22 protein-coding genes and 2 riboswitches are annotated in these 23,563 nt (G+C 64.6%); of the genes, 15 read left to right on the top strand and 7 right to left on the bottom strand.

The genetic code is table 11. The features are described 5' to 3' along the window. Positions 1–9: 9 nt before the first annotated feature. From cobG to ACCO56_RS00925, 4 genes are read right to left on the bottom strand one after another with little or no spacing between them, the layout of a single operon-like run. A complete protein-coding gene (gene cobG, locus ACCO56_RS00910; RefSeq protein ID WP_433636736.1) occupies positions 10–1,401 on the bottom strand; it encodes a precorrin-3B synthase in 1,392 nt (463 codons plus the stop codon). After that, entirely contained in the window at positions 1,398–4,736 is a 3,339-nt protein-coding gene (cobN, locus tag ACCO56_RS00915) for a cobaltochelatase subunit CobN (protein ID WP_433636737.1), read from the bottom strand. Before cobN ends, cobG begins: the two co-directional genes overlap by 4 nt. Positions 4,737–4,742: 6 nt before the next feature. Beyond that, positions 4,743–5,780, bottom strand: a complete 1,038-nt coding sequence (cobW, locus tag ACCO56_RS00920; RefSeq protein ID WP_433636739.1) for a cobalamin biosynthesis protein CobW — start codon at positions 5,778–5,780, stop codon at positions 4,743–4,745. Continuing rightward, complete coding sequence (locus ACCO56_RS00925) at positions 5,777–6,307, bottom strand: DUF1636 family protein (protein ID WP_433636741.1); 531 nt, start codon at positions 6,305–6,307, stop codon at positions 5,777–5,779. The genes cobW and ACCO56_RS00925 overlap by 4 nt, the downstream gene beginning before the upstream one ends. Positions 6,308–6,342: 35 nt before the next feature. Beyond that, positions 6,343–6,545: riboswitch (cobalamin riboswitch) on the bottom strand. Positions 6,546–6,606: 61 nt separating this feature from the next. Then, positions 6,607–6,798: riboswitch (cobalamin riboswitch) on the top strand. 35 nt (positions 6,799–6,833) lie between these two features. Between ACCO56_RS00925 and ACCO56_RS00930 the strand changes: the two genes are divergently transcribed. The 4 genes from ACCO56_RS00930 to cobO are packed head-to-tail and all read left to right on the top strand — an operon-like array spanning position 6,834 to position 8,884. Beyond that, positions 6,834–7,013 (top strand): CbtB domain-containing protein, encoded by a 180-nt coding sequence (locus tag ACCO56_RS00930; protein ID WP_433636743.1) that lies wholly within the window; start codon positions 6,834–6,836, stop codon positions 7,011–7,013. Positions 7,014–7,028: 15 nt separating this feature from the next. After that, a complete protein-coding gene (locus ACCO56_RS00935) occupies positions 7,029–7,760 on the top strand; it encodes a CbtA family protein (protein WP_433636745.1) in 732 nt (243 codons plus the stop codon). Beyond that, complete coding sequence (gene cobU / locus ACCO56_RS00940; protein WP_433638275.1) at positions 7,753–8,268, top strand: bifunctional adenosylcobinamide kinase/adenosylcobinamide-phosphate guanylyltransferase; 516 nt, start codon at positions 7,753–7,755, stop codon at positions 8,266–8,268. The genes ACCO56_RS00935 and cobU overlap by 8 nt, the downstream gene beginning before the upstream one ends. 1 nt (position 8,269) lies before the next feature. Next, a complete protein-coding gene (gene cobO / locus ACCO56_RS00945; RefSeq protein WP_433636748.1) occupies positions 8,270–8,884 on the top strand; it encodes a cob(I)yrinic acid a,c-diamide adenosyltransferase in 615 nt (204 codons plus the stop codon). 223 nt (positions 8,885–9,107) lie between these two features. Here the strand turns inward: cobO and cbiB are convergent, their stop codons facing one another. After that, the gene (gene cbiB / locus ACCO56_RS00950) at positions 9,108–10,076 is read right to left on the bottom strand and encodes an adenosylcobinamide-phosphate synthase CbiB (protein ID WP_433636750.1); all 969 of its coding nucleotides are present in this window, start codon (positions 10,074–10,076) and stop codon (positions 9,108–9,110) included. 1 nt (position 10,077) lies between these two features. On the opposite strand from cbiB, the gene cobD reads away from it, so the two are divergent. Then, complete coding sequence (gene cobD, locus ACCO56_RS00955) at positions 10,078–11,103, top strand: threonine-phosphate decarboxylase CobD (RefSeq protein WP_433638277.1); 1,026 nt, start codon at positions 10,078–10,080, stop codon at positions 11,101–11,103. A 3-nt stretch (positions 11,104–11,106) separates the two neighbouring features. On the opposite strand, the gene ACCO56_RS00960 is transcribed toward cobD, so the two are convergent. Further along, entirely contained in the window at positions 11,107–12,237 is a 1,131-nt protein-coding gene (locus ACCO56_RS00960) for a glycosyltransferase family 4 protein (protein ID WP_433636752.1), read from the bottom strand. Positions 12,238–12,428: 191 nt separating this feature from the next. On the opposite strand from ACCO56_RS00960, the gene ACCO56_RS00965 reads away from it, so the two are divergent. After that, positions 12,429–13,388 (top strand): sugar-binding transcriptional regulator, encoded by a 960-nt coding sequence (locus ACCO56_RS00965; RefSeq protein ID WP_433636755.1) that lies wholly within the window; start codon positions 12,429–12,431, stop codon positions 13,386–13,388. Between the two features lie 4 nt (positions 13,389–13,392). On the opposite strand, the gene ACCO56_RS00970 is transcribed toward ACCO56_RS00965, so the two are convergent. Beyond that, positions 13,393–13,575 carry a hypothetical protein gene (locus tag ACCO56_RS00970; protein WP_433636757.1) on the bottom strand — a complete coding sequence of 61 codons (183 nt, stop codon included), beginning with the start codon at positions 13,573–13,575 and terminating at the stop codon, positions 13,393–13,395. A gap of 101 nt (positions 13,576–13,676) precedes the next feature. On the opposite strand from ACCO56_RS00970, the gene ACCO56_RS00975 reads away from it, so the two are divergent. The 9 genes from ACCO56_RS00975 to ACCO56_RS01015 all read left to right on the top strand — a co-directional run bounded on the left by ACCO56_RS00975 (position 13,677) and on the right by ACCO56_RS01015 (position 23,520). Continuing rightward, entirely contained in the window at positions 13,677–14,582 is a 906-nt protein-coding gene (locus ACCO56_RS00975; RefSeq protein ID WP_433636759.1) for a LysR substrate-binding domain-containing protein, read from the top strand. A gap of 137 nt (positions 14,583–14,719) precedes the next feature. Continuing rightward, the gene (locus ACCO56_RS00980; RefSeq protein ID WP_433636761.1) at positions 14,720–16,030 is read left to right on the top strand and encodes an ABC transporter substrate-binding protein; all 1,311 of its coding nucleotides are present in this window, start codon (positions 14,720–14,722) and stop codon (positions 16,028–16,030) included. A gap of 90 nt (positions 16,031–16,120) precedes the next feature. After that, the gene (locus ACCO56_RS00985; protein ID WP_433636763.1) at positions 16,121–16,993 is read left to right on the top strand and encodes a carbohydrate ABC transporter permease; all 873 of its coding nucleotides are present in this window, start codon (positions 16,121–16,123) and stop codon (positions 16,991–16,993) included. Positions 16,994–17,002: 9 nt separating this feature from the next. Further along, positions 17,003–17,827: a carbohydrate ABC transporter permease gene (locus ACCO56_RS00990; protein ID WP_433636765.1), complete on the top strand. Its 825-nt coding sequence runs from the start codon at positions 17,003–17,005 to the stop codon at positions 17,825–17,827. 9 nt (positions 17,828–17,836) lie between these two features. Then, positions 17,837–18,835, top strand: a complete 999-nt coding sequence (locus tag ACCO56_RS00995; RefSeq protein WP_433636767.1) for an ABC transporter ATP-binding protein — start codon at positions 17,837–17,839, stop codon at positions 18,833–18,835. Further along, positions 18,832–19,602, top strand: a complete 771-nt coding sequence (locus ACCO56_RS01000) for an L-iditol 2-dehydrogenase (protein ID WP_433636769.1) — start codon at positions 18,832–18,834, stop codon at positions 19,600–19,602. The genes ACCO56_RS00995 and ACCO56_RS01000 overlap by 4 nt, the downstream gene beginning before the upstream one ends. A 103-nt stretch (positions 19,603–19,705) precedes the next feature. Continuing rightward, positions 19,706–21,184: a mannitol dehydrogenase family protein gene (locus ACCO56_RS01005; protein ID WP_433636771.1), complete on the top strand. Its 1,479-nt coding sequence runs from the start codon at positions 19,706–19,708 to the stop codon at positions 21,182–21,184. A 63-nt stretch (positions 21,185–21,247) separates the two neighbouring features. After that, on the top strand, positions 21,248–21,943 hold the full coding sequence (locus ACCO56_RS01010; RefSeq protein WP_433636773.1) for an HAD family hydrolase: 696 nt from the start codon (positions 21,248–21,250) through the stop codon (positions 21,941–21,943). Then, positions 21,940–23,520, top strand: coding sequence for an FGGY-family carbohydrate kinase (locus ACCO56_RS01015; protein WP_433636775.1), 1,581 nt, complete (start codon positions 21,940–21,942; stop codon positions 23,518–23,520). The genes ACCO56_RS01010 and ACCO56_RS01015 overlap by 4 nt, the downstream gene beginning before the upstream one ends. The last annotated feature ends 43 nt before the right edge of the window (positions 23,521–23,563 follow it).

Raw genomic sequence — 23,563 nt, forward strand, 5'->3', positions numbered from 1 at the left:
CCGAGCCCTCTAACGGGCCGCGGCGGCCTTGTCGCGCTTGTTCTTTTCCTGCCGATGGAATTCCCCCGCGCGCCGGAATGCGTCGGCCGCGGCGTCATTGGCGACGCGGGCAAGCGGTTCGCCTGCCGTGCCGTCGCCGGAGTAAAGTTCTGCCCCGCTTGCCGTGCCGACGAGGGTGAACGCGGCGCGATCCGGTCTGGCGCATTGCTTGGCGCAGCCCGAGACGTGGAGCAGTTGACCTCTGCCCAGGATTGCGGCTGCATCGGCAGCGATTTCCGACGCGATCGCACGCGCCTGGATATGACCCGACGCGCAAGCCGGAGCACCGGCGCAAGCGACGACGGAAAGCCGGGGGTCGGCCGGGTCGGTGATGAAGCCTATAAAGCTGGCCATTTCCTTCAGCCGCACGGCGGCTTCGGCCACCGGCGCGAGCGCAAGCAAAGCCCGCCCGGGTGCCAGGCGAATTTCGTCGACGCCATGTCGTTCGGCGCGTTCGGCGAAGCCGATTATCTGCGTCGCCGTGGCTTGGCCGAAGGGGAGGCCGATGCCGAGCGCAAGGCGGGCGTCGGAGAGAGGGAAAATGCCGATAGGGCTTTGCTCTACGTTGCCCCCCTCTGTCCTGCCGGACATCTCCCCCACAAGGGGGGAGATTGGCAGTTTCGACGCCGGCGCATTCCTTACGATTGAAGATTGGCGAAACCCGAGCGGCCGTCCAATCTCCCCCCTCGAGGGGGAGATGTCCGGCAGGACAGAGGGGGGCAACGTAGAGCGCAGTTCTTCAAGCGAAAGTTCTTTCGCCCGCGCTCTCCGTCCTTTCGCCGCAACTGTCTCGAGAAGGGTAACCACGGTTGTTGCAACGTCTGCCGCCGGGACCACGCCCAATACGGTCGCCGTGCTTGCCGTCCCGCCGACGGCCACCCGCCACGCGCCATCAGTCGCAGCAGCCTCCAATCTCACATCCGCGACAAGGGCAACAAGTTTCAGCCTGCCGCCGCCATCGACCACGACGGATACTTTTGGCCCGAGCCGTTGGGAAAGGCCCACGGCGGCGACACGTTCGCGGATATCGTCGGCGAGCGGTCGGGGATCGATGATTTCTTCGGGATCCAGTCCCGCGAGCGGGCCGGTCTCGACGGGCACTCCGGAACGCACCGAAATGTCCAACGCGTCGACGGCCGCTGCAAACCGCGGTGCGGAATCTCCCGTCAGCCCACGGATCTGCAGGCTACCGCGCGCGGTGACTTCGAGAAGTCCGTTCCCGAAACGGCGGGCCGCCTCGGCGATCGCGGCCAGCGTTGCCGGCGTCACCCCGCCGGAGACCGGGTGCATGCGCGCAAGCAACCCGTCACCCGTCTCCATCGGAGCGGCGAGGGTGGGGCAGGCGCCTCGGAGCAGGCTCATGCCTCCACCTCCTGCGAACGCGCTTCGGCTATCAGGGCGGCAAGATCGTCGTCGACGGAGTTGCGCAACGGGTGCCAGAGGCCGCGCCGCCGCGCCGCGGCGAAGCGCTCGGCTATGGCGCGGGCCGCGGCAGGGTTTTCGCGCACCAGGAAGTCACGCACCCGGCCGTCGCCCAGATAGGCATCATGCACCGCCTCTATCAGCGAACCCGGGATGGCGCCGGTCATTTCGGCGAAGCCGACAAGCCGGTCCACGGTCTCGGCGAATTCCGATGCGCCACGCGGTCCGTGCCGCAATTGCCCCTCGATGAAGCGGGGATTGATGGCGCGGGCGCGGACTACGCGGGTGACCGCTTCGCCGACCGATCGCGCTCTTGGCCGGGAAGGGTCGGTGGTGTCTAGGGCGATGACGTCGGCGTTGCGGCCGAGGGCGGCAAGCGCGGCAGCGAAACCGCCGATGAAGGCGACGTCGGCCGAACCTTCGAGGATATCGCGGCCGGGATCGTCGCCGGTATGAATGAGCAGTTCGGCTTGCGCTACCCGGTCTGCGAAGGCGCCGGGCAGGGCGCGGCCTTCCCCATCGGCGCCGCCGAAAGCGTGCGAGGTGGCCTCGAGATAGGCCTGCCCGATCTCCTCGCGTCTTTCCCACTTGCCGCTGGCAAGCAGATCCTCGACGCCGGCCCCATAGCTGCCGGGCGAGGAGCCGAAGATGCGGGCGGGGGTGGCGCCGGCCTTGCGTGCCGTCTCGGCCAGCGGGTTGTCGCCGGGCGCCTCGTCGCGCGCCGCGATCGCCGCTACCGCGGCATCCAGCAGGGCGATTTGGGTCGGAAACATGTCGCGGAAAAGGCCGGAGATCCGCCAGGTCACGTCGATCCGCGGCCGGCCAAGCATGGCAGGCGGCAGCACTTCGACGCCGGTGACGCGGCCGGTCGCGGGATCCCATCGTGGCCGGCAGCCCATCAGGGCGAGGCCTTGAGCGATCTCTTCGCCGCCGGTGCGCAGGCTGGCGCTACCCCAGAGGTCAATCACCAGTGAGCGCGGCCAGTCGCCGTGATCCTGCAGATAGCGCCGCAAAACCTCGTCGGCCGCGGCCTTGCCGAGTTCGAAGGCGGTCGGCGTCGGCATCGTGCGGGGGTCGGCTGTGAAGAGGTTGCGTCCGGTCGGCAGCACGTCGGTGCGCCCACGCGCCGGCGCGCCCGACGGACCGGCGGCGACATGCCGCCCGTCGAGCGCGTCGAGCAGCGCCTTCCTTTCGGCTTCCGCGCTCCGTTGGCGCAGCGGATCGGTTTCGTCCTTGGGGGACCGGCCATAGACATGAAGGCCGTCCTTGATCGCGAGGTCCTTGAGGTCGCATAGCCACGCATCGATGCGCATCAAGGCGGCGTCGGCATCATCCGCTTCGCTGACGCCGGCCTCGCGCGCCAGTCCGGTCTTTCCGGCAGTCTCGACGATCAGCTTGGCCAGTCGGTCCCGGCGGCGCCGGTCGAGGCCGTCGGCCTGCGCATATTCGTCGACCAGGCGCTCGAGGGCCTGCTGGTTCGGGTCGAGCCCGGCTCCGGCAAGTGGCGGCGGAAGATGCCCGATGGTGACGGCCGCGATCCGGCGCTTGGCCTGTGCAGCCTCGCCGGGATTGCTGACGATGAAAGGGTAGATGACGGGAAGGGGGCCGGTGACGATCTCGGGGAAACACGCGCTGCCGAGGGCGACGGTCTTGCCGGGCAGCCATTCCAGCGTGCCGTGCGCACCGACATGAATGAGCGCGTGGCAGCCCAGTTCCTCCCGCAGCCAGAAACCGAAGGCGAGCAGCCTGTGATGCGGCGGCAGCGACGGGTCGTGATAGTCGGCGCGCCGGTCCTCGCTCCGCCCGCGATCGGGAGCAAGCGCGACCGTGACGTTGCCGAAGCGTGCCGCACGGAAAGTCAGGTCGAGATGGCCGGGTTCGCCCCACGCAGCCGCGACCTTGTCTTGCGCTTCGGAGGGAATGGCAGCCAGAGACTGCCGATATCTGTCCGGCGAAGCACCTTCGTTTCCGCTTTCCAAGCGGGAAAGCAGGTCGCGGGGCGTATCCGGAATGTTCTCGACAGCATATCCTTCGGTCTTGAGGTCGTGCAGCATGGCCAGCACGCTCGTCGGCACGTCGAGACCGACGGCATAGCCGGTACGTCCCGCCGCGCCGGGATAGTCCGGCATCAGGATCGCGACACGCCGATCGCAGCGCGGTGTTGCTTGCAGCCGACGGAAGGCCGCGATCCGATCGGCGACTTGCTCGATCCGGTCCGGCTCCGGCCCGTTCACCATGCCCTTGAAGGCGAGCGCATCGTCGCGGATGCCTTCATCCTTGAAGGCAATAGCGCCGGCCATAATGCGCCCGTCGAGTTCAGGCAGCACGACATGCATTGCGAGATCGGCGGGAGCGAGCCCGCGTTGCCCCGTTTCCCAGGCCTCCCTGCGCGTGGTGGCGACCACGGCCTGGAAGACGGGCACCCCGATGCGGTCGAACAGCGTTTCGCCCGTTTCCGTTCCGCTGGCGAAGGCTGTCGTGGCCACGATCAGCGGCGGCGCGAAGCGTTTCGCTGTTTCCTCGATAAAGGCGGCGGCCTCCGGGTCCTTCAGGCTCGGCACGAAAATCGGCGCCGGGAAGATGCCGCGCTCGCGCAAAGCCGTGCAGAGCGCATCGATCGGCGCGATGTCGGCGGCAAGCAGCATGGATCGGTAAAAAAGCATCGGTAGGATCGGCGCGCCGGCCGGCCGGCCGGCGAGCAGCGTCTCTACGGCCACGACGCCTGCGTCCGGATCATAGCAGCCTGTTTTGGCCAGCGGTTCCGCTGGCCGGGCGACCACATCCGTGCCGGCGTGCCCGGCGAGACGGCGCATGAGGCCACGCATGTTCTCCGGTCCGCCTTCGCGGAAATAGGCCAGGAGCTCGTCGAGCTCGGAGCGTGGCAAGGTCGAATGGGCGATCAGCGCTGCATCCTCGTCTCGACATTCCCCGGGCAGCAGGGCAAGGCGGATGCCGTGCTCGCGGGCCACCGCCGCCAGCCGGTCGCAACCGTAGCGCCACCACTCATGCCCGCCGAGAATGCGCACCAAGACGACCTTGGCGTGGCGCGCGACCCGATCGATCCAGAGATCGACCGACATCGGGTGGCGGAGGTCGCGCAGCCGTGCGAGCCTCATGGAGGGCATCACGTCCCCCTCGGCCTTCCACGCCGTCGCAAGGGCCGCCAGGTCGCTGTCGGTGAAGGACAGCGCCACCATCTCCGCCGGCGCCTGCCCGAGGTCGACGGGCTCGATCAAATCGTCGAGCGAGGCGGTGGTGGCGGCGAGGATATGCACGATGGCCTATCCGGCGAGAATGTTTTCGACCGCCGGCCGGTTCAGCCCCTTGAGGCCGATCACCACCAGCCGGCTCCGGCGATCTTCGCCGGGAGCCCAGGCGCGGTCGTAGTAATGGGAGACGCGCGGGCCGACCGCCTGGACGAGGAGCCGCATCGGCTTGCCCTGGACGTCGACGAACCCTTTCACGCGCAACACCTTCTCGGCTTCCGAAGCGGTGCTGACGCGCCGGGCCAACAGCTCGGGATCCGTGATCGCCGGAAGATCGACGACGAAAGTATCGAAGTCGTCATGATCATGGTCGAGTTCGTCGTCATGATGGGTCTTGCGATTCTCTATGTCGTCTTCCACCGCCAGGCCGAGGCCGAGCAGGATGGACGGATCGACCTTGCCATGGGTCGAAGGCACGATCTTGACCGCGCGCGACAGATGTTCCTCGACCAGCGCGCTCGCGCGGGCGGCTGCATCGGTATCGAGCAGATCGCTTTTCGACAGGATGACCAGATCGGCGCACGCCACCTGATCCTCGAACACTTCCTCGACAGGGTCCTCATGATCGAGCGAATCATCGGCCGCGCGCTGCGCCTGGAGGGCGTCCATGTCGGAGGCGACGCGGCCTTCCGCGAGCGCCGGCCCATCCACCACGGCGACAACGCCGTCGACCGTGACGCGTCCCTTGATGGCGGGCCACTGGAAGGCCTGCACCAGCGGCTTTGGCAAAGCCAAGCCCGACGTCTCGATCAGAATGTGGTCGACCTTTGGCGAACGGGAAAGGATCTGGTCGAGGGCAGGAACGAAATCGTCGGCGACGGTGCAGCAGATGCAGCCATTGGCCAGTTCGACGACATTCTCCTCGGGGCAGGCCTCGATGCCGCAGCCCCTGAGGATCTCGCCGTCTATGCCGACATCGCCGAATTCATTGACGATGATGGCGAGGCGCTTGCCGTTGGCGTTCTCCAGCATGTGCCGGATGAGCGTGGTCTTGCCCGCACCGAGGAAACCGGTGACGACGGTGCAGGGGACGCGATCGGCGGAAGCGGTCATGGATTGTCCTTAAGGGTTCTCGGAACGCCGGGCGTCGCATCGGGCGCACGGCGCTCCATCTCTTTGGTTTGGCCGCATTTGTGCGACGCCATGTGATCCCACATGGCTGCAAAATGCTCCGGGGGAGGGATGCGGGCGACGAGCCCGCGTTTCAGACAATCGGGCCGCCCGCGCCAGGGCATCAGCCCGTCCGTCGATTGCTGGAAGAGCTTCGCGCCGGCAATCAGATCGTGGGCGGCGTCGGTGCCGAGATCGCCAAAGACGTAGCTCCAGGCGCCTTGCTTGATGAAGGCTGCGGAGAGCCTTCTCTTGCAATTGCCCAGGCATTCGGCCTGCTCGACGCGGACATCCGGGAAGGTGTTCGCTTCCCGCGTCGCTGCGCCCAGCAATTCGCCTGGACGGGGGCGAGCATCGGAACCGGAGGCGTCGCGGCAGGAACTGCACACGACGATCGTCACGACCGATACCGCCGAGGTCGATGCCTCGACGCACGGATCACCGACGGCAATTGTTTCGTCGAACTCCAAACCGCGCTCCTTGCCCGGGACACCCGCCAGGCTTTCAGGATTGATCAGGGACGGCAGGTCTCCTGGCTCACGGGTCCCAGCTCTCGCGCCGCCTTCCCGGTGTAACCCAGTGGCAATCGGCCGAAAGCTCGCCGCTTACAGTTGCGGGGACAGCTGCGGATTCGGGACAAGAACCCTCACCGCATTCCCTCTTAGCTCCTCTCATTGCTCAGAGGAGACCGTCGCGGAGTTTGTAGGCCGCGTCGCATCCGGCTGTCAACGCGTCGGAAATATGGTTTGCCGGAATGACGATTTCGGTTAAGACTGCCTGTATCGACGGTTCCCTTCGGGGAATGAAGAGGGAATGCGGTGAGGGATTTCCCAAATCCGCGGCTGCCCCCGCAACTGTGAGCGGCGAGCTTCTCCCGACAGCCACTGGGCATCGAGCCCGGGAAGGCGGGATGAAGCGCCGAGCCGTGAGCCAGGAGACCTGCCGTCGACGTAAGGAACGTTCGCGGCCCTCGGGTGGAGGGCGAAAGGATTGAGAATGAACACGGTTTCCACGTCTCTCGGTGCGTCCGTCTCCGCGCAGTCGCGTTATCTGCAGCTCGCGCTGGCCGGGTTGCTCGGCATCTTCGTCGTCGGCTTTCTGGGTTTCTCCCACATGGAGGCCGTCCACAATGCCGCCCACGACTATCGCCATTCCATGGCTTTTCCCTGCCACTAAGAGCGGAACTCCATCATGACCGTGTTTCGCAACGTCGTGTTCGTCGCGGCGCTGGCGGGGCTTGTCGCGGGTGTCGTTCTCGCGGCTCTGCAAGCCTACGCCACCGTGCCGCTCATCCTTCAGGCTGAAACCTATGAGGCTGCCGGCGACAGTGCCGGCCACGATCATGGAGACCACTCCGCGGCCGGACATGCTCATGACCATGGCGAAGAGGCTTGGGCGCCGGCAGACGGCTTCGAGCGTTTCGCCTACAATGTCGGGGCCAATATCGTCAGCGGCATAGGCTTCGCTTTGATCCTGATCGTCGCCTCGGAACTCGCTGGGGGCATTGCCGGGTGGCGTCAGGGCTTGTTCTGGGGCTTCGCCGGCTTTGCCGTCTTCACGTTGGCGCCCGGCCTCGGTCTGCCGCCGGAGCTGCCGGCCATGCCTGCCGCCGATCTATTCGACCGCCAGGTCTGGTGGGTCGCCACCGTTGTCGCGACCGCGATCGGGCTCGCTCTGATTGCGTTTCGACGTTCCCCGGTATTTGCGCTGGTGGGCGTGGCCCTGATCGTTGCGCCGCATATTGTCGGGGCGCCGCAGCCGGCGAGCCATGATTCGCCGGTGCCGGCCGATCTGCATCATTCCTTCGTCGTGGCGACCACGGTCACCAACCTGCTCTTCTGGCTTGTCCTCGGCGCTGTCGCCGGCGCGGTCCGCTGCAGGGTCGGCGGTGAAGAGGCAGAGCTAAGTGGTCGCCTTGCCTGAGAAGGGCAGCTTGACCCTCCTTCTCGGCGGGGCTCGCTCGGGCAAGAGCAGTCACGCCGAAAGCCTGGTCACAGCCCTGCCGCCGCCATGGACCTATGTGGCGACGGCTCAGGCCTTCGATGCGGAAATGGAGGAACGGATCGCATTGCACCGCGACCGGCGCGACGGCCGCTGGAATACGGTCGATGCTCCGCTCGATCTCTCAGTGACGATCCAGGCTATTCCCGACGGCCTGCCCTTGCTGGTCGATTGCCTGACCCTGTGGCTCAGCAACCAGATGCTGGCCGGGCACGATGTCGAGGCGGAGAGTTCCCGGCTGGCTGAAATCCTCGCCAGTCCGAGAGGCCCATGGTTCGTTGTTTCGAACGAGGTCGGGCTCGGCATCGTGCCCGACAATCCGCTCGGCCGGCGTTTTCGCGATGCGCAGGGGCGGCTGAACCAGAAAGTGGCGGCGCGGGCCGACCGGGTCCTGTTCATGGTGGCCGGCTTGACGATGCAGGTGAAGTAGAATGAGAGACATCGACGAGAAGGACGCCGAGCGCCACCGTGCCAAGATGGCGAAACGCAAGGCCGTGCAGGATGCCGAGGTTGCCGGCAAGACGGTCGAGAAGGGATTGCTGATCGTCAATACCGGGCCCGGCAAGGGCAAGTCGACGGCGGCTTTCGGCCTGGCCTTGCGCATGCTCGGCTACGGGAGGCGGGTCGGCGTCGTGCAGTTCGTGAAAGGAGCTTGGCACACGGGCGAGAAGGATGCTTTTGCCGTTTTCGGCGAAAAGATCGTCTGGCACACGATGGGTGAAGGCTTCACCTGGGAGACACAGGATCTGAAACGCGACGTCGCCGCGGCCGAGCGTGCATGGGGAAAGGCGCTGGAGCTGATCGCGGATCCTTCGATCAGCCTGGTCATCCTCGATGAGCTTAATATCGCGCTGCGCTACGACTATCTCGACCTGCGCTCCGTGGTGGCGGCGCTCAAGGGCAGACGCGAGGGATTGCATGTCGTGGTCACCGGGCGGAATGCCAAGCCGGAACTGATCGAGGCGGCCGATCTGGTCACCGAGATGGGCCAGGTGAAGCACCACTTTGCTGCAGGCGTGAAGGCGCAACAAGGCATCGAGTTCTGATGTTTGTGTAGCGATGCCGTTTTTGGTTCCTGCGCGGCCGCACCCCCCTCTGGCCTGCCGGCCATCTTCCCCTCAAGGGGGGAGATCGGACGCCCGCTGCGGCTTCGCCAGTCGTCGCTGTGGCAGAACAAGCGCCGTCGGTGACCACAGCCAATCTCCCCCCTTGAGGGGGAGATGGCCGGCAGGCCAGAGGGGGGTATGCGGCGATGATTGCTTGGCCTGCTCAGACCGAAACCCACACCACCGCCGCCGCACCCATGATCCCGATCAGCAGCCCATCCGCCCACCAATAAAGGAGCAGCGCGCGCCGAATGTCGGCCGCTGTCGCCTCGCGGCGGCCGCCTGCGCCCATCGTCGCATCATCGACCAGCACACCGCCATAGTGACGGGGGCCGGCGAGCGCGAGGCCCAACGCTCCCGCCATCGTCGCTTCCGGCCAGCCGGCATTGGGCGATCGATGCCTGTGCGCGTCCTGGCGGACAGACTGCCAGGCGGCTTTCGGCGAAGCGCCGGAAACGAAGAAGGCAGCGAGCACGATCAGCAGGGCAGAGAAACGAGAGGCAGGAAGATTGATCAGGTCGTCGAAGCGTGCCGATGCCCAGCCGAAGGCCTCATGCCGTGGCGAGCGATGGCCGATCATGCTGTCGGCCGTGTTGACCGCCTTGTAGATCGCCGCGCCCGGCAGGCCGGCGACGGCGAGCCAGAAGGCCGGCGCGACGATGCCGTCGGAGAAATTTTCGGAAAGGCTTTCGATGGCTGCGCGCGAGACGCCGGCCTCATCCAGCTTTTCGGGATCCCGGCCGACAATCCGGGAAACGGCCCGGCGACCGCCTTCGAGGCCTTCCGTCTCCAGTGCTTGCGCGACCGCGGCCACATGCTCGCCCAGGCTGCGTTGCGCGATGAGACTGCTGGCAACGACAGCCGCGAGAAGGGTGCCGAACGGCAGCGCCAAGGCGATGTTTTGCACGGCCAAGGCAGCCACGCCTGTAGCGGCCACGATTCCCACCAGCGCGGCGACACCTGCCGCGCGACGCGTCGCATCGGGATCGTTCGTGCGGTTGAACCTCTTGTCGAGCGCAGCAATAAACGCGCCGATCCACATGACGGGATGGCCGATCACGGCAAGCAGGCGGCTTGGGTAGCCGAACACCCGTTCGATCGAGAGTGCCAGGAACGCGAGAAGGATTGACATGATGGACCTGACCGCTTCGGTGACCGATCACGGCGGAAGCCTTGCCCGCGCCCGTACGCTCTTTCCGGATGCGCCCGAGCCCTGGATCGACCTCTCGACGGGGATCAATCCGCACTCCTATCCGCTTTTCGACCTGCCCGCCACGTGCTTCTCGCGGTTGCCGGAGCCTGGGCGTATCAGTCAACTCGCGGCGGCAGCCGCCACAGCCTATGGCGCACCTTCGGCGTCACATGTCGCGCCGGCACCGGGCACGCAGATCCTGCTGCCGCTCGTCGCAGCGCTCGTTCCCGCCGGCCGCGCCTTCGTGCTCTCGCCGACCTATGCCGAGCATCGCCGCGCTGCGGCAATCGCCGGACACGAAGTCCTCGAAGTAAACGAATTCGAGGCACTGTTCGATGCCGACCTCGCTATCATCGTCAATCCCAACAATCCCGATGGTCGCGTGGTGGAACGTTCCCGGCTGCTCTCCCTGGCTGAATCCATGCGGCGCAAGGGCGGCCTTCTCGTCATCGACGAGGCCTTCATGGAGGTCGGGCCGCGCGAGGAGAGCGCGGCGGGCGATGTCGGTCGCGGCGGCCTTGTCGTGTTGCGCTCCTTCGGCAAGTTCTTTGGCCTGGCGGGGGTCAGGCTCGGCTTCGCGCTCGCTGCGGAGGAGGAAGTTCGGCGCCTCGAAGCGAGGCTCGGTCCCTGGGCGGTGGCCGGCCCGGCGCTCGAATTTGGCCTGAAGGCACTGGCCGACAGTTCCTGGCAGGAGGCGATGCGGGCTCGGCTGGCGCGGGAGGCATCGATGCTGGACGAGGTTTTTGCCCGCTCCGGCCTGCCCGCAGCGGGGGGAACGGATCTTTTCCGTTTCTTTCGCCTGGCTGAAGCCCAGAGGCTTTTCCAAACCTTCGGTCGTCGCGGCATTTTGGTGCGCAACTTCGCCGAACGACCGCATGACCTGCGCGTCGGCCTGCCAGCCGATTCCAGCGAGACGGGCCGCATCGAAGCGGCGCTGCGCGACTGGTCCGACGACGGAAAAGGATAAAGTTCAGCGGCCGAGGATCGTATCGGCGACCAGCGTGTCGGCACGCCTGGCGTCGAATTTCTCTTCCGCCATCGCGCGGCTCGCCCGCCCCATCGTCACGACCAGTTCGGGGTTGTCGACAAAGCGCAGCATCGCAGCGGCAAGCGCTTTCGCATCGCGCGCCGGCACTAGGACGCCGTTCACGCCATCATGCACCGTTTCCCGGCAGCCGGGGACGTCTGTGGTGATCACCGGTCGCGCCATCGCCATGGCTTCCTGCGTGCTGCGCGGCACGCCCTCCCGGTAAGACGGAAGCACGTAAACGCTGGCCTGAGCGAGCCATGGACGAACCGGGACATGTCCTGGCCATTCCAGAAGCCCTTCCCGCACCCAACCTTCAGCCTCACCTTGTGCAATCACGCCGGGATTGGAATCGAGTCCGCCGAGCAGGATGAACCGTGTCTCGGGATGTCTCGCCTTCACCAGGCGGGCGGCCTCGGCGTATTCGACGACGCCTTTTTCGCGCAGCAGCCGTGCCGTCATGAGAAAGGTGAGGGGGGCGACCACTGGCGGTGCAGGCTGCCACGCATCGAGGTCGACGCCGATCGCCCCCAGCTTCATGGCTTTGCTGCGGTCGACCAGCCCGGAGTTGGCGAACTCTGCTATATCGTCGTCGTTAAGGAAGAAAACTTTTTCCGTGCGGGCCAGGGCGAAGCGGTAAAGCCTCGTCACCAGCGCGCGCAAGAGGCGACGGCCGAGCCCTTGGCGTTCTTGGTCTCCGATGAAGACGTAGCCGAGCCCTTCGATCATCGCGAAGCGCTTGGGAATGCCGGCGAGCCACGCGGCAATGGTGCCGAAAGTGACAGGCTTGATGAAGTAGCCGAGCGAAACACTCGGTTCGAGCCGTCTGAGCAATAGGGCGAGCCTGATCGTGTCCGATAGATCGCGAAGCGGATTGGTCCCTGTGCGCGTGCCCGGATAGTCGATGGCCTTTGCGCCAAGAGCCTCGACCGCAGCACGGGTCACCTCGTCGTAGTCGGGGGCGAGCGCCAGCACCTCAACCCCGCGCGACCGGAGCGTCGTGATCAGCGTTCCCCGGAAGTTGGCAAGGGAGAAAGCCTGGCTGGTGATGAGAGCGAGCCGTTTCGGCGGCATCGAAGCTGTTCGCAAATCCGTGGTAGGGTCGGCTCGTTCCTAGGATGTTTGCGGCTCGGAAGGAAGATGGTCTCTCCGTAAAGTCCGGATTGCCGTTTTCTGAGCAATTGTTGTTTTGAATAGCATTTGCTCCTATTCTGCTCCCGGGTCAAAACGTTTAGGGTGCCGAACTGCGAGGGCGGGTGAGACAAATGAACAGCAGGCAAGAAGCGGGTAAGCCGCGTCTCGACGACGCGGCCCGTGCCGGCTGGCTCTATTACGTCGCCGGCAACACCCAAGACCAGATCGCGACCAAACTGGGCGTCTCCCGCCAAAGCGCGCAACGGCTTGTCTCGCTGGCTGTGTCGGAGGGGCTGGTCAAGGTCAGGCTCGATCATCCGATCGCCAACTGCCTCGATCTCGCGTCAAGGCTGACATCCCGGTTCGCGCTGGATCTTGCGGAAGTGGTTCCGAGCGATCCGGACTCGACCTCGACAACCCTCGGCATAGCGGAAGCCGTCGCGGCGGAAATCGAGCGCCGCCTGCGCGAGCCCGAGCCATTGGTGCTGGCAATAGGCACGGGCCGCACGCTCAAGGCGGCGGTCGAGCAGCTTTCACCCGTGGATTGCCCGCAACATAAGCTGGTATCGCTCACCGGCAACATCACGCCGGACGGCTCCGCCGCCTATTACAACGTCATTTTCACGATGGCGGACAAGACGAAAGCGCGCAGCTTTCCCATGCCCTTGCCGGTCATCGTGACCTCGCCCGCCGAGCGCGAGATGCTGCATCGGCAGGCGATGATTCGTCCGACGGTCGAGTTGGCGGCGAAAGCCGACGTCACCTTCGTCGGCATCGGCGATATGGGGCCGAAGGCGCCGCTCTACGAGGATGGGTTCATTTCCGAAGCCGAGCTCAAGGCCCTGCAGAAGGCCGGCGCGGTTGGCGAGATCGTCGGCTGGGCTTTCGATCGCGAAGGCCGGTTGATCGAAGGTCACACCAACGAGAGGGTGGCGTCCGCGCCGATCCCGTCGCGCGAACGGTCGCTGGTGGTGGCGGCCGCGATGGGGGAGCGCAAGCTGCCCGGCATCCTCGGCGCGCTGACCCGCCGCCTGGTCAATGGGCTGATCACCGACGAGCGCACCGCCGCCGCCTTGCTGGCGTCCACCTGACGCATCAGCACCCCTTGTTGCCGGGGCCGCGGCCGTCCAGGAACCCCATGTCCCGCTTCAGATAGTCTGGCAGCGTCCTGGGGTCGAGCCTGACATGGCGTGATCTGAAGAGCCCGAGCGTTATCCGGGCGACCCAACTTTCGCCGGCCCCGGCCAGTACTCTTGGTTTGTTGATCCTGGTTGGCATGGCGTTCTCCTAGCTTCGGTCCGTTGGCTAGAATCTCGGATGAGCACCTCTTGTTTTCCAATCGAATCTCTGGCGGTATGCATAAGGAGATTTAATGCGTCATGGCTCTTCAGCTTCCGCCACTCACGGCAGTCCGAGCTTTCGAGGCGGCAGCCCGACACGGCAGTTTCACCAAGGCGGCGGCGGAGCTTGGCATGACGCAGGCGGCTGTCAGCTATCAGATCAAGGTTTTGGAGGATCGTATCGGGGCGCCGCTTTTCCTGCGTCGTCCACGCCAGATTGTCCTCACCGAAACCGGCCGCGAGCTCGCACCAGCCGTCAGCGAAGCCTTCGAACTTCTGAGCGCGGCTTACCAGACGGCGAAGCACGGCGCGCAGGGCACGCTCGTCATAAACTCGGTGCAGACTTTCGCGGCGCAATGGCTTGCCCTCCACATGGGCTCTTTCCAGATTGCGCACCCGGCTCTTGCCGTGCGGCTCCAGACTTCGACCGATCTGGTCGACTTCGGTCGTGACGATGTCGACGTGGTCATCAGGGCCGGTGGCGGCAACTGGCCGGGCCTAGCATCGCATCTTCTGTTGCGAGCCCTGTTCACCCCTATGCTCAGTCCGGCTCTTGCGGCCTCTATCGGGGGCGTCAGGGAACCGGCCGACCTGATGCGTCTGCCCATCATCGATTCGGCCGATCCCTGGTGGCCAAAATGGCTGGAGGAAGCGGGCGTCTCGAGTGAGTCGCTTCCGAAACGCCCGCGCAGCCAGCTTGGCGCCCAGACTTTTGAAGCGTCCGCCGCGATGGCCGGACGTGGCGTCGCGCTGTTGACGCCGGCATTCTATCGTGCGGAATTGGAAAGCGGCCGGTTGATCCAGCCTTTTGATCTGGTCTGCGACGACGGCCATGGCTATTGGCTCGCTTATCCGGAAGCGCGCCGCAATTCACCCAAGATCCGCGTCTTCCGCGATTGGATCCTTTCGGCGGTTCGGGATTGGCTCGGCGCTGCCGCTTCCTGACTGCCCGTCCTTCGAGTCTGGTACATGGCAGGATTCTGTTGCGCTGCAGCAAGGAATTCGCCTTGACTTGGATGCCGTTTGAGTGAGTAATTGCCCACATAGAAGGCAAATGCTCACTTGTTTTGGGAGGAAGTAGCATGAAGCTCCGTTCGTATATCCTCGGTCTTTGTTCCGCGAGCCTCTTCGCTTTCGCGGCTCACGCCGAAACCCTCACCATCGCGACCGTCAACAATGGCGACATGATCCGGATGCAGAAGCTGACGGACGATTTCACCGCCAAGAATCCAGACATCCAGCTGCAGTGGGTGACGCTCGAGGAGAATGTGCTGCGCGAGCGCGTCACCACCGACATCGCCACGAAGGGCGGCCAGTACGACGTGATGACGATCGGCACCTACGAGGTCCCGATCTGGGCCAAGCAGCAATGGCTGTTGCCGCTCGACAATCTCGGAGACGATTACGACGTCAAGGACATCATCCCGGCCATCGCCAATGGCCTTTCGGTCGACGGCAAGCTCTACGCGGCTCCCTTCTACGGCGAGAGCTCCTTCATCATGTATCGCACCGACCTCTTCGAGAAGGCGGGGCTCAAGATGCCGGAGGCACCGACCTGGGAGTTCGTGGCCGATGCCGCGCGCAAGATCACCGATCGCGCCGCCGGCATCAACGGCATCTGCCTGCGCGGCAAGGCGGGATGGGGCGAGAACATGGCCTTCCTGACGGCCACCGCCAATTCCTTCGGCGCGCGCTGGTTCGACGAGAAATGGCAGCCGCAGTTCGATCAGCCCGAATGGAAGAACACGATGGACTTCTACGTGAAACTGATGAACGATGCCGGCCCGCAAGGCGCGTCGTCCAATGGCTTCAACGAGAATTTGGCGCTCTTCCAGCAGGGAAAATGCGGCATGTGGATCGACGCCACGGTGGCGGCTTCGTTCGTGTCGAACCCGAAGGATTCCACTGTGGCCGACAAGGTCGGCTATGCGTTGGCCCCCGACAATGGGCTTGGCAAGCGCGGCAACTGGCTGTGGGCGTGGTCTCTTGCCATTCCTGCCGGCACGCAGAAGGCCGAAGCGGCCGAGAAGTTCGTCGCCTGGGCGACGAGCAAGGACTATCTGGACCTCGTCGCTTCCAAAGAAGGCTGGGCCAACGTGCCCCCGGGAACGCGCACTTCGCTCTACGAGAATCCGGAATACCAGAAGGCGGCGCCCTTCGCGAAAATGACGCTAGACTCGATCAACTCCGCCGATCCAACCAAGCCGGCAGTCAAGCCGGTTCCCTATGTCGGAGTGCAGTTTGTGGCGATCCCTGAATTCCAGGGGCTTGGCACGACGGTCGGGCAGCTCTTCTCGGCGGCGCTTGCCGGACAGATGAGCGTCGACGATGCGCTCGCCCAGGCGCAATCGGTGTCGGTGCGCGAGATGACCCGCGCCGGATACGTCAAATAACGATCCTCTCGCGAACTGGCCGCCCGCCTCGAACTCGGGCGGTCTCTTTCCGGAAACCGTGGCATTGCGCGAAGGGGCGGGGTCGAACCCATGGCTACCCGACAGACACGCACGCTTGCTCGCTTCATGATGGCGCCTTCGGTCATCCTGCTGCTGATCTGGATGATCGTTCCGCTGGCAATGACGCTGTGGTTCTCCTTCCTCAACTACAATCTGCTCAACCCGGCCAATGTCAGCTTCGCCGGCTTCTTCAACTACCAGTATTTCTACACCGACCCGGCCTTCTTCCAGTCGATCTGGAACACGCTGGTCATCGTCGTCGGCGTGCTTCTGATCACCGTCATCGGCGGCATCGCTCTGGCCTTGCTCCTCGACCAGCCGATTCTCGGCCAGGGGATCGTGCGCATCCTTGTCATCTCACCCTTCTTCGTTATGCCGCCCGTCGCCGCCCTGGTCTGGAAGAACATGATCATGCACCCCGGCTATGGCGTGTTTGCCGATATCGCCACATTCGTCGGGCGCCAACCGATCGACTGGTTCGCTCAATTTCCGTTGCTCTCGATCGTCATCATCGTTGCCTGGCAGTGGCTGCCTTTTGCCACGCTCATTCTTCTGACCGCGCTCCAATCGCTGGACAGTGAACAGAAGGAGGCCGCGGAGATGGATGGCGCCGGCGTCGTGAGCCGATTCTGGTATCTGACGCTGCCGCACATCGCGCGCGCCATCACGGTCGTTATTCTCATCCAGACCATCTTCCTGCTCGGCGTCTATGCCGAGATCCTGGTGACGACCAATGGCGGGCCGGGCTACGCGACCACCAATCTTCCTTTTCTGATCTACCGCACTGCGCTGCTCGGCTATGACGTCGGCGGGGCATCGGCCGGCGGTGTGATCGCCGTCGTGCTCGCCAACATCGTCGCCATCTTCCTGATGCGCGCCGTCGGCAGAAACCTGGATCGATAGGAGACGGTCATGGCCCGAAGGGTTTCCACGAGCAGCACGATCTCCTTCACCGTTCTGGCCTGGGTGGTGGCGCTGATCATCTTCTTTCCGATCTTCTACACCATCATTACCAGCTTCAAGACCGAGTCCGAGGCCATCGCCGGCATCAGCCTGATCCCGTCGGGAACCCTCGAGAACTATGTCGAGGTCCAGTCGCAGCGCGACTATTTCAGGCCGTTCATGAACTCGGTCTTCATCGCGGTCGGCTCGACGATCCTCGCCTTGATCGTCGCCATACCTGCCGCATGGTCGATGGCCTTCTCACCGACGAAGCGGACGAAGGACGTGCTGATGTGGATGCTGTCGACCAAGATGATGCCCGCTGTCGCGGTCCTCGTACCGATCTACCTGATCTTCCGCGACACCGGCCTGCTCGATACAAGGGTCGGCCTTACAGTCATGCTGATGCTGATCAACCTGCCGATCGTCATCTGGATGCTCTATACCTATTTTCGCGAGATTCCGGTCGAGATACTGGAAGCTGCGCGTATGGACGGCGCCTCGCTGCTGAACGAGATCGTCTATGTGCTGACGCCGATGGCGGTGCCCGGCATCGCCTCCACGATGCTGCTCAACATCATCCTGGCCTGGAACGAATCCTTCTGGACGATCCGCCTCACCACCACCAACGCGGCGCCTCTCACGGCCTTCATCGCCTCCTTCTCCAGCCCCCAGGGCCTGTTCTGGGCAAAGCTCTCGGCGGCTTCGACGCTCGCCATCGCGCCCATCCTCATCATGGGCTGGTTTTCCCAACGCCAGCTCGTCCGCGGCCTGACCTTCGGCGCCGTCAAATAGGTGGAAGCCATGGGAAAAATCACGCTCAAGAGTGTGTCCAAATCCTTCGGGGCGACCAGCGTCATCCCGCGGATCGACCTCGACATCGCCGACGGCGAGTTCGTGGTTTTCGTCGGACCGTCCGGTTGCGGGAAGTCGACCCTGCTGCGGCTCATCGCCGGGTTGGAGGACACGACCGAGGGAACGATCCTCATCGACGGGCGCGACGTTACCAACGAGGCGCCCGCCAGGCGAGGTCTGGCCATGGTGTTCCAGTCCTATGCGCTCTACCCGCATATGAGCGTCTACAACAACATCGCCTTTCCTCTGAAAATGGCGGGCGAGGACAAATCCGCCATCGACAAGAAGGTCAAGGACGCTGCCCGCGTGCTCAACCTGACAAACTATCTGGAACGGCGGCCCGGCCAACTTTCCGGGGGCCAGAGGCAGCGCGTCGCGATCGGCCGGGCCATCGTGCGCCAGCCCAAGGCCTTCCTGTTCGACGAGCCGCTGTCCAATCTCGATGCGGCTTTGCGTGGCACGATGCGGCTCGAGATCAGCGAGCTTCACCAGCAACTGGGCACGACCATGGTCTACGTCACCCATGATCAGGTCGAGGCCATGACGATGGCCGACAAGATCGTCGTGCTGAACGCCGGCAAGATCGAGCAGGTCGGCTCGCCGCTGGAACTATACCGCAGCCCGAGCAACCTCTTTGTGGCTGGTTTCATCGGCTCGCCCAGGATGAATTTCATCGAGGGCGCGCCGGCCGCGAAGCATGGGGCGAAGACGATCGGCATCCGTCCCGAGCACCTCGCCATCTCCGCCTCGTCCGGCGAATGGAAGGGTACGGTGGGCGTCGCCGAGCATCTCGGCGCGGATACTTTCGTCCATGTCCATACGAATGGTCTCGGGACCATCAATGTCAGGGCACCGGGCGAGATCGGCGTGGAACACGGGCAAGCGGTCTGGCTTACGCCCGATCCGAGCAAGCTGCATCGTTTTGGCGCGGATGGGAGGGCCTTATGAGGCTGGCTGGGAAGTCGGCGCTGATCACGGGTGCCGCCCGAGGTATCGGCCGGGCCTTTGCTGAAGCCTATATACGCGAGGGTGCGAGTGTTGCGGTTGCCGACATTGACATCGACGCCGCGAAGCGGACGGCGTCGGCGATCGGCTCGAGCGCCTATGCGGTTCCGCTCGATGTGACGGACCTGGACTCGATCGAGCAGGCGGTAAGTTCGGTGGTAACGCGAGCAGGCCGCCTCGACATCCTGGTCAACAACGCCGCGCTTTTCGACCTCGCACCGATCGTCGAGATTTCGAAGGCGAGCTACGACCGGCTGTTCGCCGTCAACGTGCAAGGCACGCTGTTCACGATGCAGGCCGCGGCGCGCGCCATGATCGCGCGCGGCGAGGGCGGCAAGATCATCAATATGGCGAGCCAGGCGGGGCGCCGCGGCGAGGCGCTGGTTGCAGTCTATTGCGCGACCAAGGCCGCTGTCATCAGCCTCACCCAATCGGCCGGTCTCGACCTCATCAAGTATCGCATCAACGTCAACGCCATCGCCCCGGGGGTTGTCGATGGCGAGCATTGGGATCACGTCGATTCCCTCTTCGCCAGATATGAGGGTCTGCAGGCCGGTGAGAAGAAGAAGCAGGTCGGCGCGGCGGTTCCCTATGGCCGAATGGGCACGCCGCAGGATCTGGCCGGCATGGCGGTGTTCCTGGCGAGTGCCGAGGCCGATTACGTCGTCGCCCAGACCTACAATGTCGACGGCGGCAACTGGATGAGCTGAGCGCCCCTGCCTTGCCATGCTCGCCGCTTCGCGGACCGGGCAAGGGATTTTGAAGCCGTAGTCGACTGCTCGCGCAGTCGAACGATCACTGGAGACGGCACGCATGGCTATCAAACTCTCGTCAACAACGCTGAACCGGCTTCCCGGAAATGTAGCCGTCCCGCGCTATGATCGAAGCACGTTGCGAGCCGGCATCCTGCATTTCGGCGTCGGCAATTTCCATCGGTCTCACCAAGCGGTCTATCTCGACGATCTCTTCAATGAAGGTCTTGACCATGATTGGGCGGTCGTCGGCGCCGGCGTGTTCGAAAGCGAGAAGGCCGGCCGTGAAAAGCTCGCCGAGCAGAACTGGCTGACCACGGTCGTCGAGCAAGACAGCGGCCATCGGCAAGCCCGAGTGACGGGCGCGATGATCGAGTATCTCGTGCCTGGGGAGGCCAACGCCATTCTGTTCCGGCTCGCCGACCCCGCCATCCGCATCGTTTCGCTGACCATTACGGAGGGTGGCTATTTCATCGATCCGGCGTCCGGCCAGTTCGATCCGGAGCATCCCGATATCGTCGCCGATTCCAAGAATCCCGGCGAGCCGAAAACGGTCTTCGGCCTGATTCTGGCAGGGCTGAAGCAGCGGCGGGATGCAGGCGTGCGGCCCTTCACCGTCATGTCCTGCGACAACATCCCCCATAACGGGCGCGTCACCTGCGAGGCTGTGCGGGGGCTGGCTGCTCTCACCGATCCCGCACTCGCCCGCTGGGTGCGGGATCATGTAGCCTTTCCGAACAGCATGGTGGACCGAATAACGCCGGCCACCACCGACCGGGAGCGGCGTCTGCTCGCCGACGAATTCGACGTCGAGGATAATTGGCCGGTCTTCTGCGAACCGTTCCGCCAGTGGGTCCTGCAGGACGATTTCACCGACGGTCGGCCCATGCTGGAGAAGGCGGGGGTCACCTTCGTCGCCGACGTGGGTCCCTATGAGCTCATGAAAATCCGCATTCTTAATGGCGGTCACGCGGCAATCGCCTATCCCGCCGGTCTCATGGACATACATTTCGTCCATGAGGCGATGGAAGACAGGCTGGTGAGCGCCTTCCTCGCCAGGCTGGAGCGTGAGGAGATCATTCCGACCGTGCCGCCGGTCCCGGGCGTCGAGTTGGAGGACTACTACAGCCTGATCGAAAGGCGCTTCGCCAATCCAAGCATCGGCGACACGATTCGACGGCTTTGCCTGGACGGGTCGAACCGGCAACCGAAATTCATCATACCGACCATCGCCGACAGACTCGCCTCCGGGCAGGGCATTGCCGGGCTCGCGCTGGAGTCGGCGCTCTGGTGCCGGTACTGCTTCGGCATCACCGACAGCGGCGTCGAGATCGCCCCGAACGATCCGAACTGGGATCGGCTTCAACGGAAGGCGCGGGAAGCCAGGGCTGAACCATCGGCGTGGCTCGCCATGGACGAGATCTATGGCGAAGTCGGCCGTTCTGCCACCTTCGCCGAAACCTTCCGATTGAGCCTGGAAAATCTGTGGTCGAAGGGCACGGCCGAAACTTTGAGGCTCTATCTGGATGGCGCTTCCTGATCGATCGGTATAGGAGGGAGCGCTTTCGCCCCTCCCGTCTTTCTTCCCGTTCCGCGCGGTGCCATGAATATCCTTCCTCCCGACCTTGTCATCTTCGATTGCGACGGCGTGCTGGTCGACAGCGAGCCGATCTCGGTGGGCGTGCTTCTCGAAGTCGTTGCCGCGCTCGGCGTGCGCATCAGCGAGGATGCCGCCTATGATCTCTTCCTCGGCAAGAGCATGGCCACGATCCGAGGCCTGATAGAGAGCGAGTTCGGATTGGCCATGTCCGACGATCATCTCGCCGAGGTCCGCAGCGCCGTCTATGCGCGTTTCGAACGCGAGCTGAAGCCGATCGCGGGGATCCACGATGCCATCGCGAAGCTGGGCGTCGCGCGCTGTGTCGCCTCGTCGAGCCAGCCGGACCGGATCAGGTTGTCCCTGCGCGTCACCGGGCTGCTGGAATTCTTCGAGCCGCACATCTACAGTTCCACCATGGTGAAACGCGGCAAGCCCGAGCCCGATCTCTTCCTTCACGCCGCCCGCGAAATGGGCGTGACGCCTTCCCGTTGCGTCGTTATCGAAGACAGCGCGGCGGGCGTCGAAGCGGCACAGAAGGCCGGAATGCGCGTGCTCGCCTTTGCCGGCGGCTCCCATGCGGCAACGCCGGGCCTGCGTACTGCGATCGCGGCGTTAGGGCCGGATACCGTATTCCACGACATGAGCGAACTTCCGGTTCTGCTCGCCGGATCGGACGGGAGGTTGCAGGCGTCTCGATGAGCGAACTGGTCTGCGCCGTCGATGTCGGCACGAGCAGTGCTCGGTCCGCCATCGTTGACCGGACCGGAAAGCTATTGGGCCGCGCCGAGCATCCCATCGCGATGAACCGGCCGGCGCCGGATCATGCCGAGCACGATTCCGAGGACATCTGGTCGGCCGTCTGCGCGGCCGTGCGTGCGGCGCGCGAGCGGGCAGGCGTCGCTGCTTCGGACATCGTTGGCATCAGCTTCGACGCGACCTGCTCGCTGGTCGTGCGCGGAAGCGCGGGGGAGCATGTCAGCGTGTCTGCCGGCGGGGAAGCGCGCTGGGATACGATCGCCTGGCTCGACCATCGCGCACTGGCCGAAGCCGATGAATGCATGGCGAGCGGCCACCAGGTGGTCGATTTTCTAGGGCGGGCCATGTCGCCGGAGATGCAGGTGCCGAAGCTCATGTGGCTGAAGCGCCATCTGCCGGAAAGCTGGGCCCGCGCCGGTCATGTCTTCGATCTCGCCGACTTCCTCACGTTCAAGGCGTCGGGCTCGACGGCGCGCTCCCAATGCACGCTCGCCTGCAAATGGACCTACCTTGCCCATGAAGAGGACGGCTGGCGTCCGGATTTCTTCACGGCGATGGGTCTAGAAGATCTGTTCGACCGGGCCGGTCTGCCGCGCCGGGCTTCGCTTCCGGGCACCGACCTCGGAGCGCTCACGCCCAGGGCCGCGCAACAGCTCGGACTGACGATGGCATGCCGGGTGGGAACCGGCGTCATCGACGCCTATGCTGGTGCGCTGGGCGCCCTTGGAGGGCTTGCCGGCAAGACATCCGCAATCGAGCGCCACCTCGCGCTGATCGCCGGCACGTCGAGTTGCGTCATGGCGATGTCCAGCGAACCTCGACGTTTTGCCGGTTGTTGGGGGCCTTATTATGACGTGGCCCTGCCGGGTGTTTGGCTCAGCGAAGGGGGCCAGTCGGCGAGCGGGGCGTTGCTCGAACATATCGTGCGCTGGCACGGGCAGGGCAGGAGCCCGGATGCCGAGACCCATCGGCGAATCGTCGAAAGGATCATGGAGTTGCGGCAGGTCGAGGGACGAGACCTTGCCGGCCGTCTGCATGTTCTGCCCGATTTTCACGGCAATCGATCGCCACACGCCGACGCTCATGCCGTCGGGGTGGTCAGCGGGCTCACATTGGATTCTTCTTTCGACAGCCTTTGCCGGCTCTATTGGCGGACGGCCGTCGCCATCGCGCTCGGCATCCGTCATATCCTCGATTCGGTCGCCGCCGCCGGATATCAGGCGGACAGGCTGCACGTGGCCGGCGGCCACACCAGGAATCCCCTCCTGATGGAACTCTATGCCGACGCGACGGGATGGATAACGGTCGAACCGGAGACCGAGGATGCGGTGCTGCTAGGAACGGCCATGCTCGCCGCAGTCGCAGCCGGACTCTATCCTGACCTCAACGCGGCGGGCAGGGCGATGAGCCGGACCGGCGTCGAACGCCACCCGGCCCCTGAGGCTCGCGCGCGCTTCGACCGCGACTATCGGATTTTCCTGGAAATGCACCGGCACCGCCAGGCGTTGGACCAGATGTAGTAAGTCAGTGCGTCCTTCGAGGTTCGCTGCGCTCGCACCTCAG

Origin of the sequence: Mesorhizobium sp. 1B3, from assembly GCF_050958605.1 — a bacterium.
GTDB lineage: Bacteria > Pseudomonadota > Alphaproteobacteria > Rhizobiales > Rhizobiaceae.

Coding starts and splice junctions, on each gene's coding strand:
- cobO (WP_433636748.1), top strand. CDS start 8,270: ATGAGAGACATCGACGAGAAGGACGCCGAGCGCCACCGTGCCAAGATG.
- ACCO56_RS00985 (WP_433636763.1), top strand. CDS start 16,121: ATGGCTACCCGACAGACACGCACGCTTGCTCGCTTCATGATGGCGCCT.
- ACCO56_RS01015 (WP_433636775.1), top strand. CDS start 21,940: ATGAGCGAACTGGTCTGCGCCGTCGATGTCGGCACGAGCAGTGCTCGG.
- cobG (WP_433636736.1), bottom strand. CDS start 1,401: ATGAGCCTGCTCCGAGGCGCCTGCCCCACCCTCGCCGCTCCGATGGAG.
- ACCO56_RS00970 (WP_433636757.1), bottom strand. CDS start 13,575: ATGCCAACCAGGATCAACAAACCAAGAGTACTGGCCGGGGCCGGCGAA.
- ACCO56_RS01005 (WP_433636771.1), top strand. CDS start 19,706: ATGGCTATCAAACTCTCGTCAACAACGCTGAACCGGCTTCCCGGAAAT.
- cbiB (WP_433636750.1), bottom strand. CDS start 10,076: ATGTCAATCCTTCTCGCGTTCCTGGCACTCTCGATCGAACGGGTGTTC.
- ACCO56_RS00930 (WP_433636743.1), top strand. CDS start 6,834: ATGAACACGGTTTCCACGTCTCTCGGTGCGTCCGTCTCCGCGCAGTCG.
- ACCO56_RS00980 (WP_433636761.1), top strand. CDS start 14,720: ATGAAGCTCCGTTCGTATATCCTCGGTCTTTGTTCCGCGAGCCTCTTC.
- ACCO56_RS01010 (WP_433636773.1), top strand. CDS start 21,248: ATGAATATCCTTCCTCCCGACCTTGTCATCTTCGATTGCGACGGCGTG.
- cobW (WP_433636739.1), bottom strand. CDS start 5,780: ATGACCGCTTCCGCCGATCGCGTCCCCTGCACCGTCGTCACCGGTTTC.
- ACCO56_RS00935 (WP_433636745.1), top strand. CDS start 7,029: ATGACCGTGTTTCGCAACGTCGTGTTCGTCGCGGCGCTGGCGGGGCTT.
- ACCO56_RS01000 (WP_433636769.1), top strand. CDS start 18,832: ATGAGGCTGGCTGGGAAGTCGGCGCTGATCACGGGTGCCGCCCGAGGT.
- ACCO56_RS00965 (WP_433636755.1), top strand. CDS start 12,429: ATGAACAGCAGGCAAGAAGCGGGTAAGCCGCGTCTCGACGACGCGGCC.
- ACCO56_RS00960 (WP_433636752.1), bottom strand. CDS start 12,237: ATGCCGCCGAAACGGCTCGCTCTCATCACCAGCCAGGCTTTCTCCCTT.
- ACCO56_RS00990 (WP_433636765.1), top strand. CDS start 17,003: ATGGCCCGAAGGGTTTCCACGAGCAGCACGATCTCCTTCACCGTTCTG.
- ACCO56_RS00995 (WP_433636767.1), top strand. CDS start 17,837: ATGGGAAAAATCACGCTCAAGAGTGTGTCCAAATCCTTCGGGGCGACC.
- ACCO56_RS00975 (WP_433636759.1), top strand. CDS start 13,677: ATGGCTCTTCAGCTTCCGCCACTCACGGCAGTCCGAGCTTTCGAGGCG.
- cobD (WP_433638277.1), top strand. CDS start 10,078: ATGGACCTGACCGCTTCGGTGACCGATCACGGCGGAAGCCTTGCCCGC.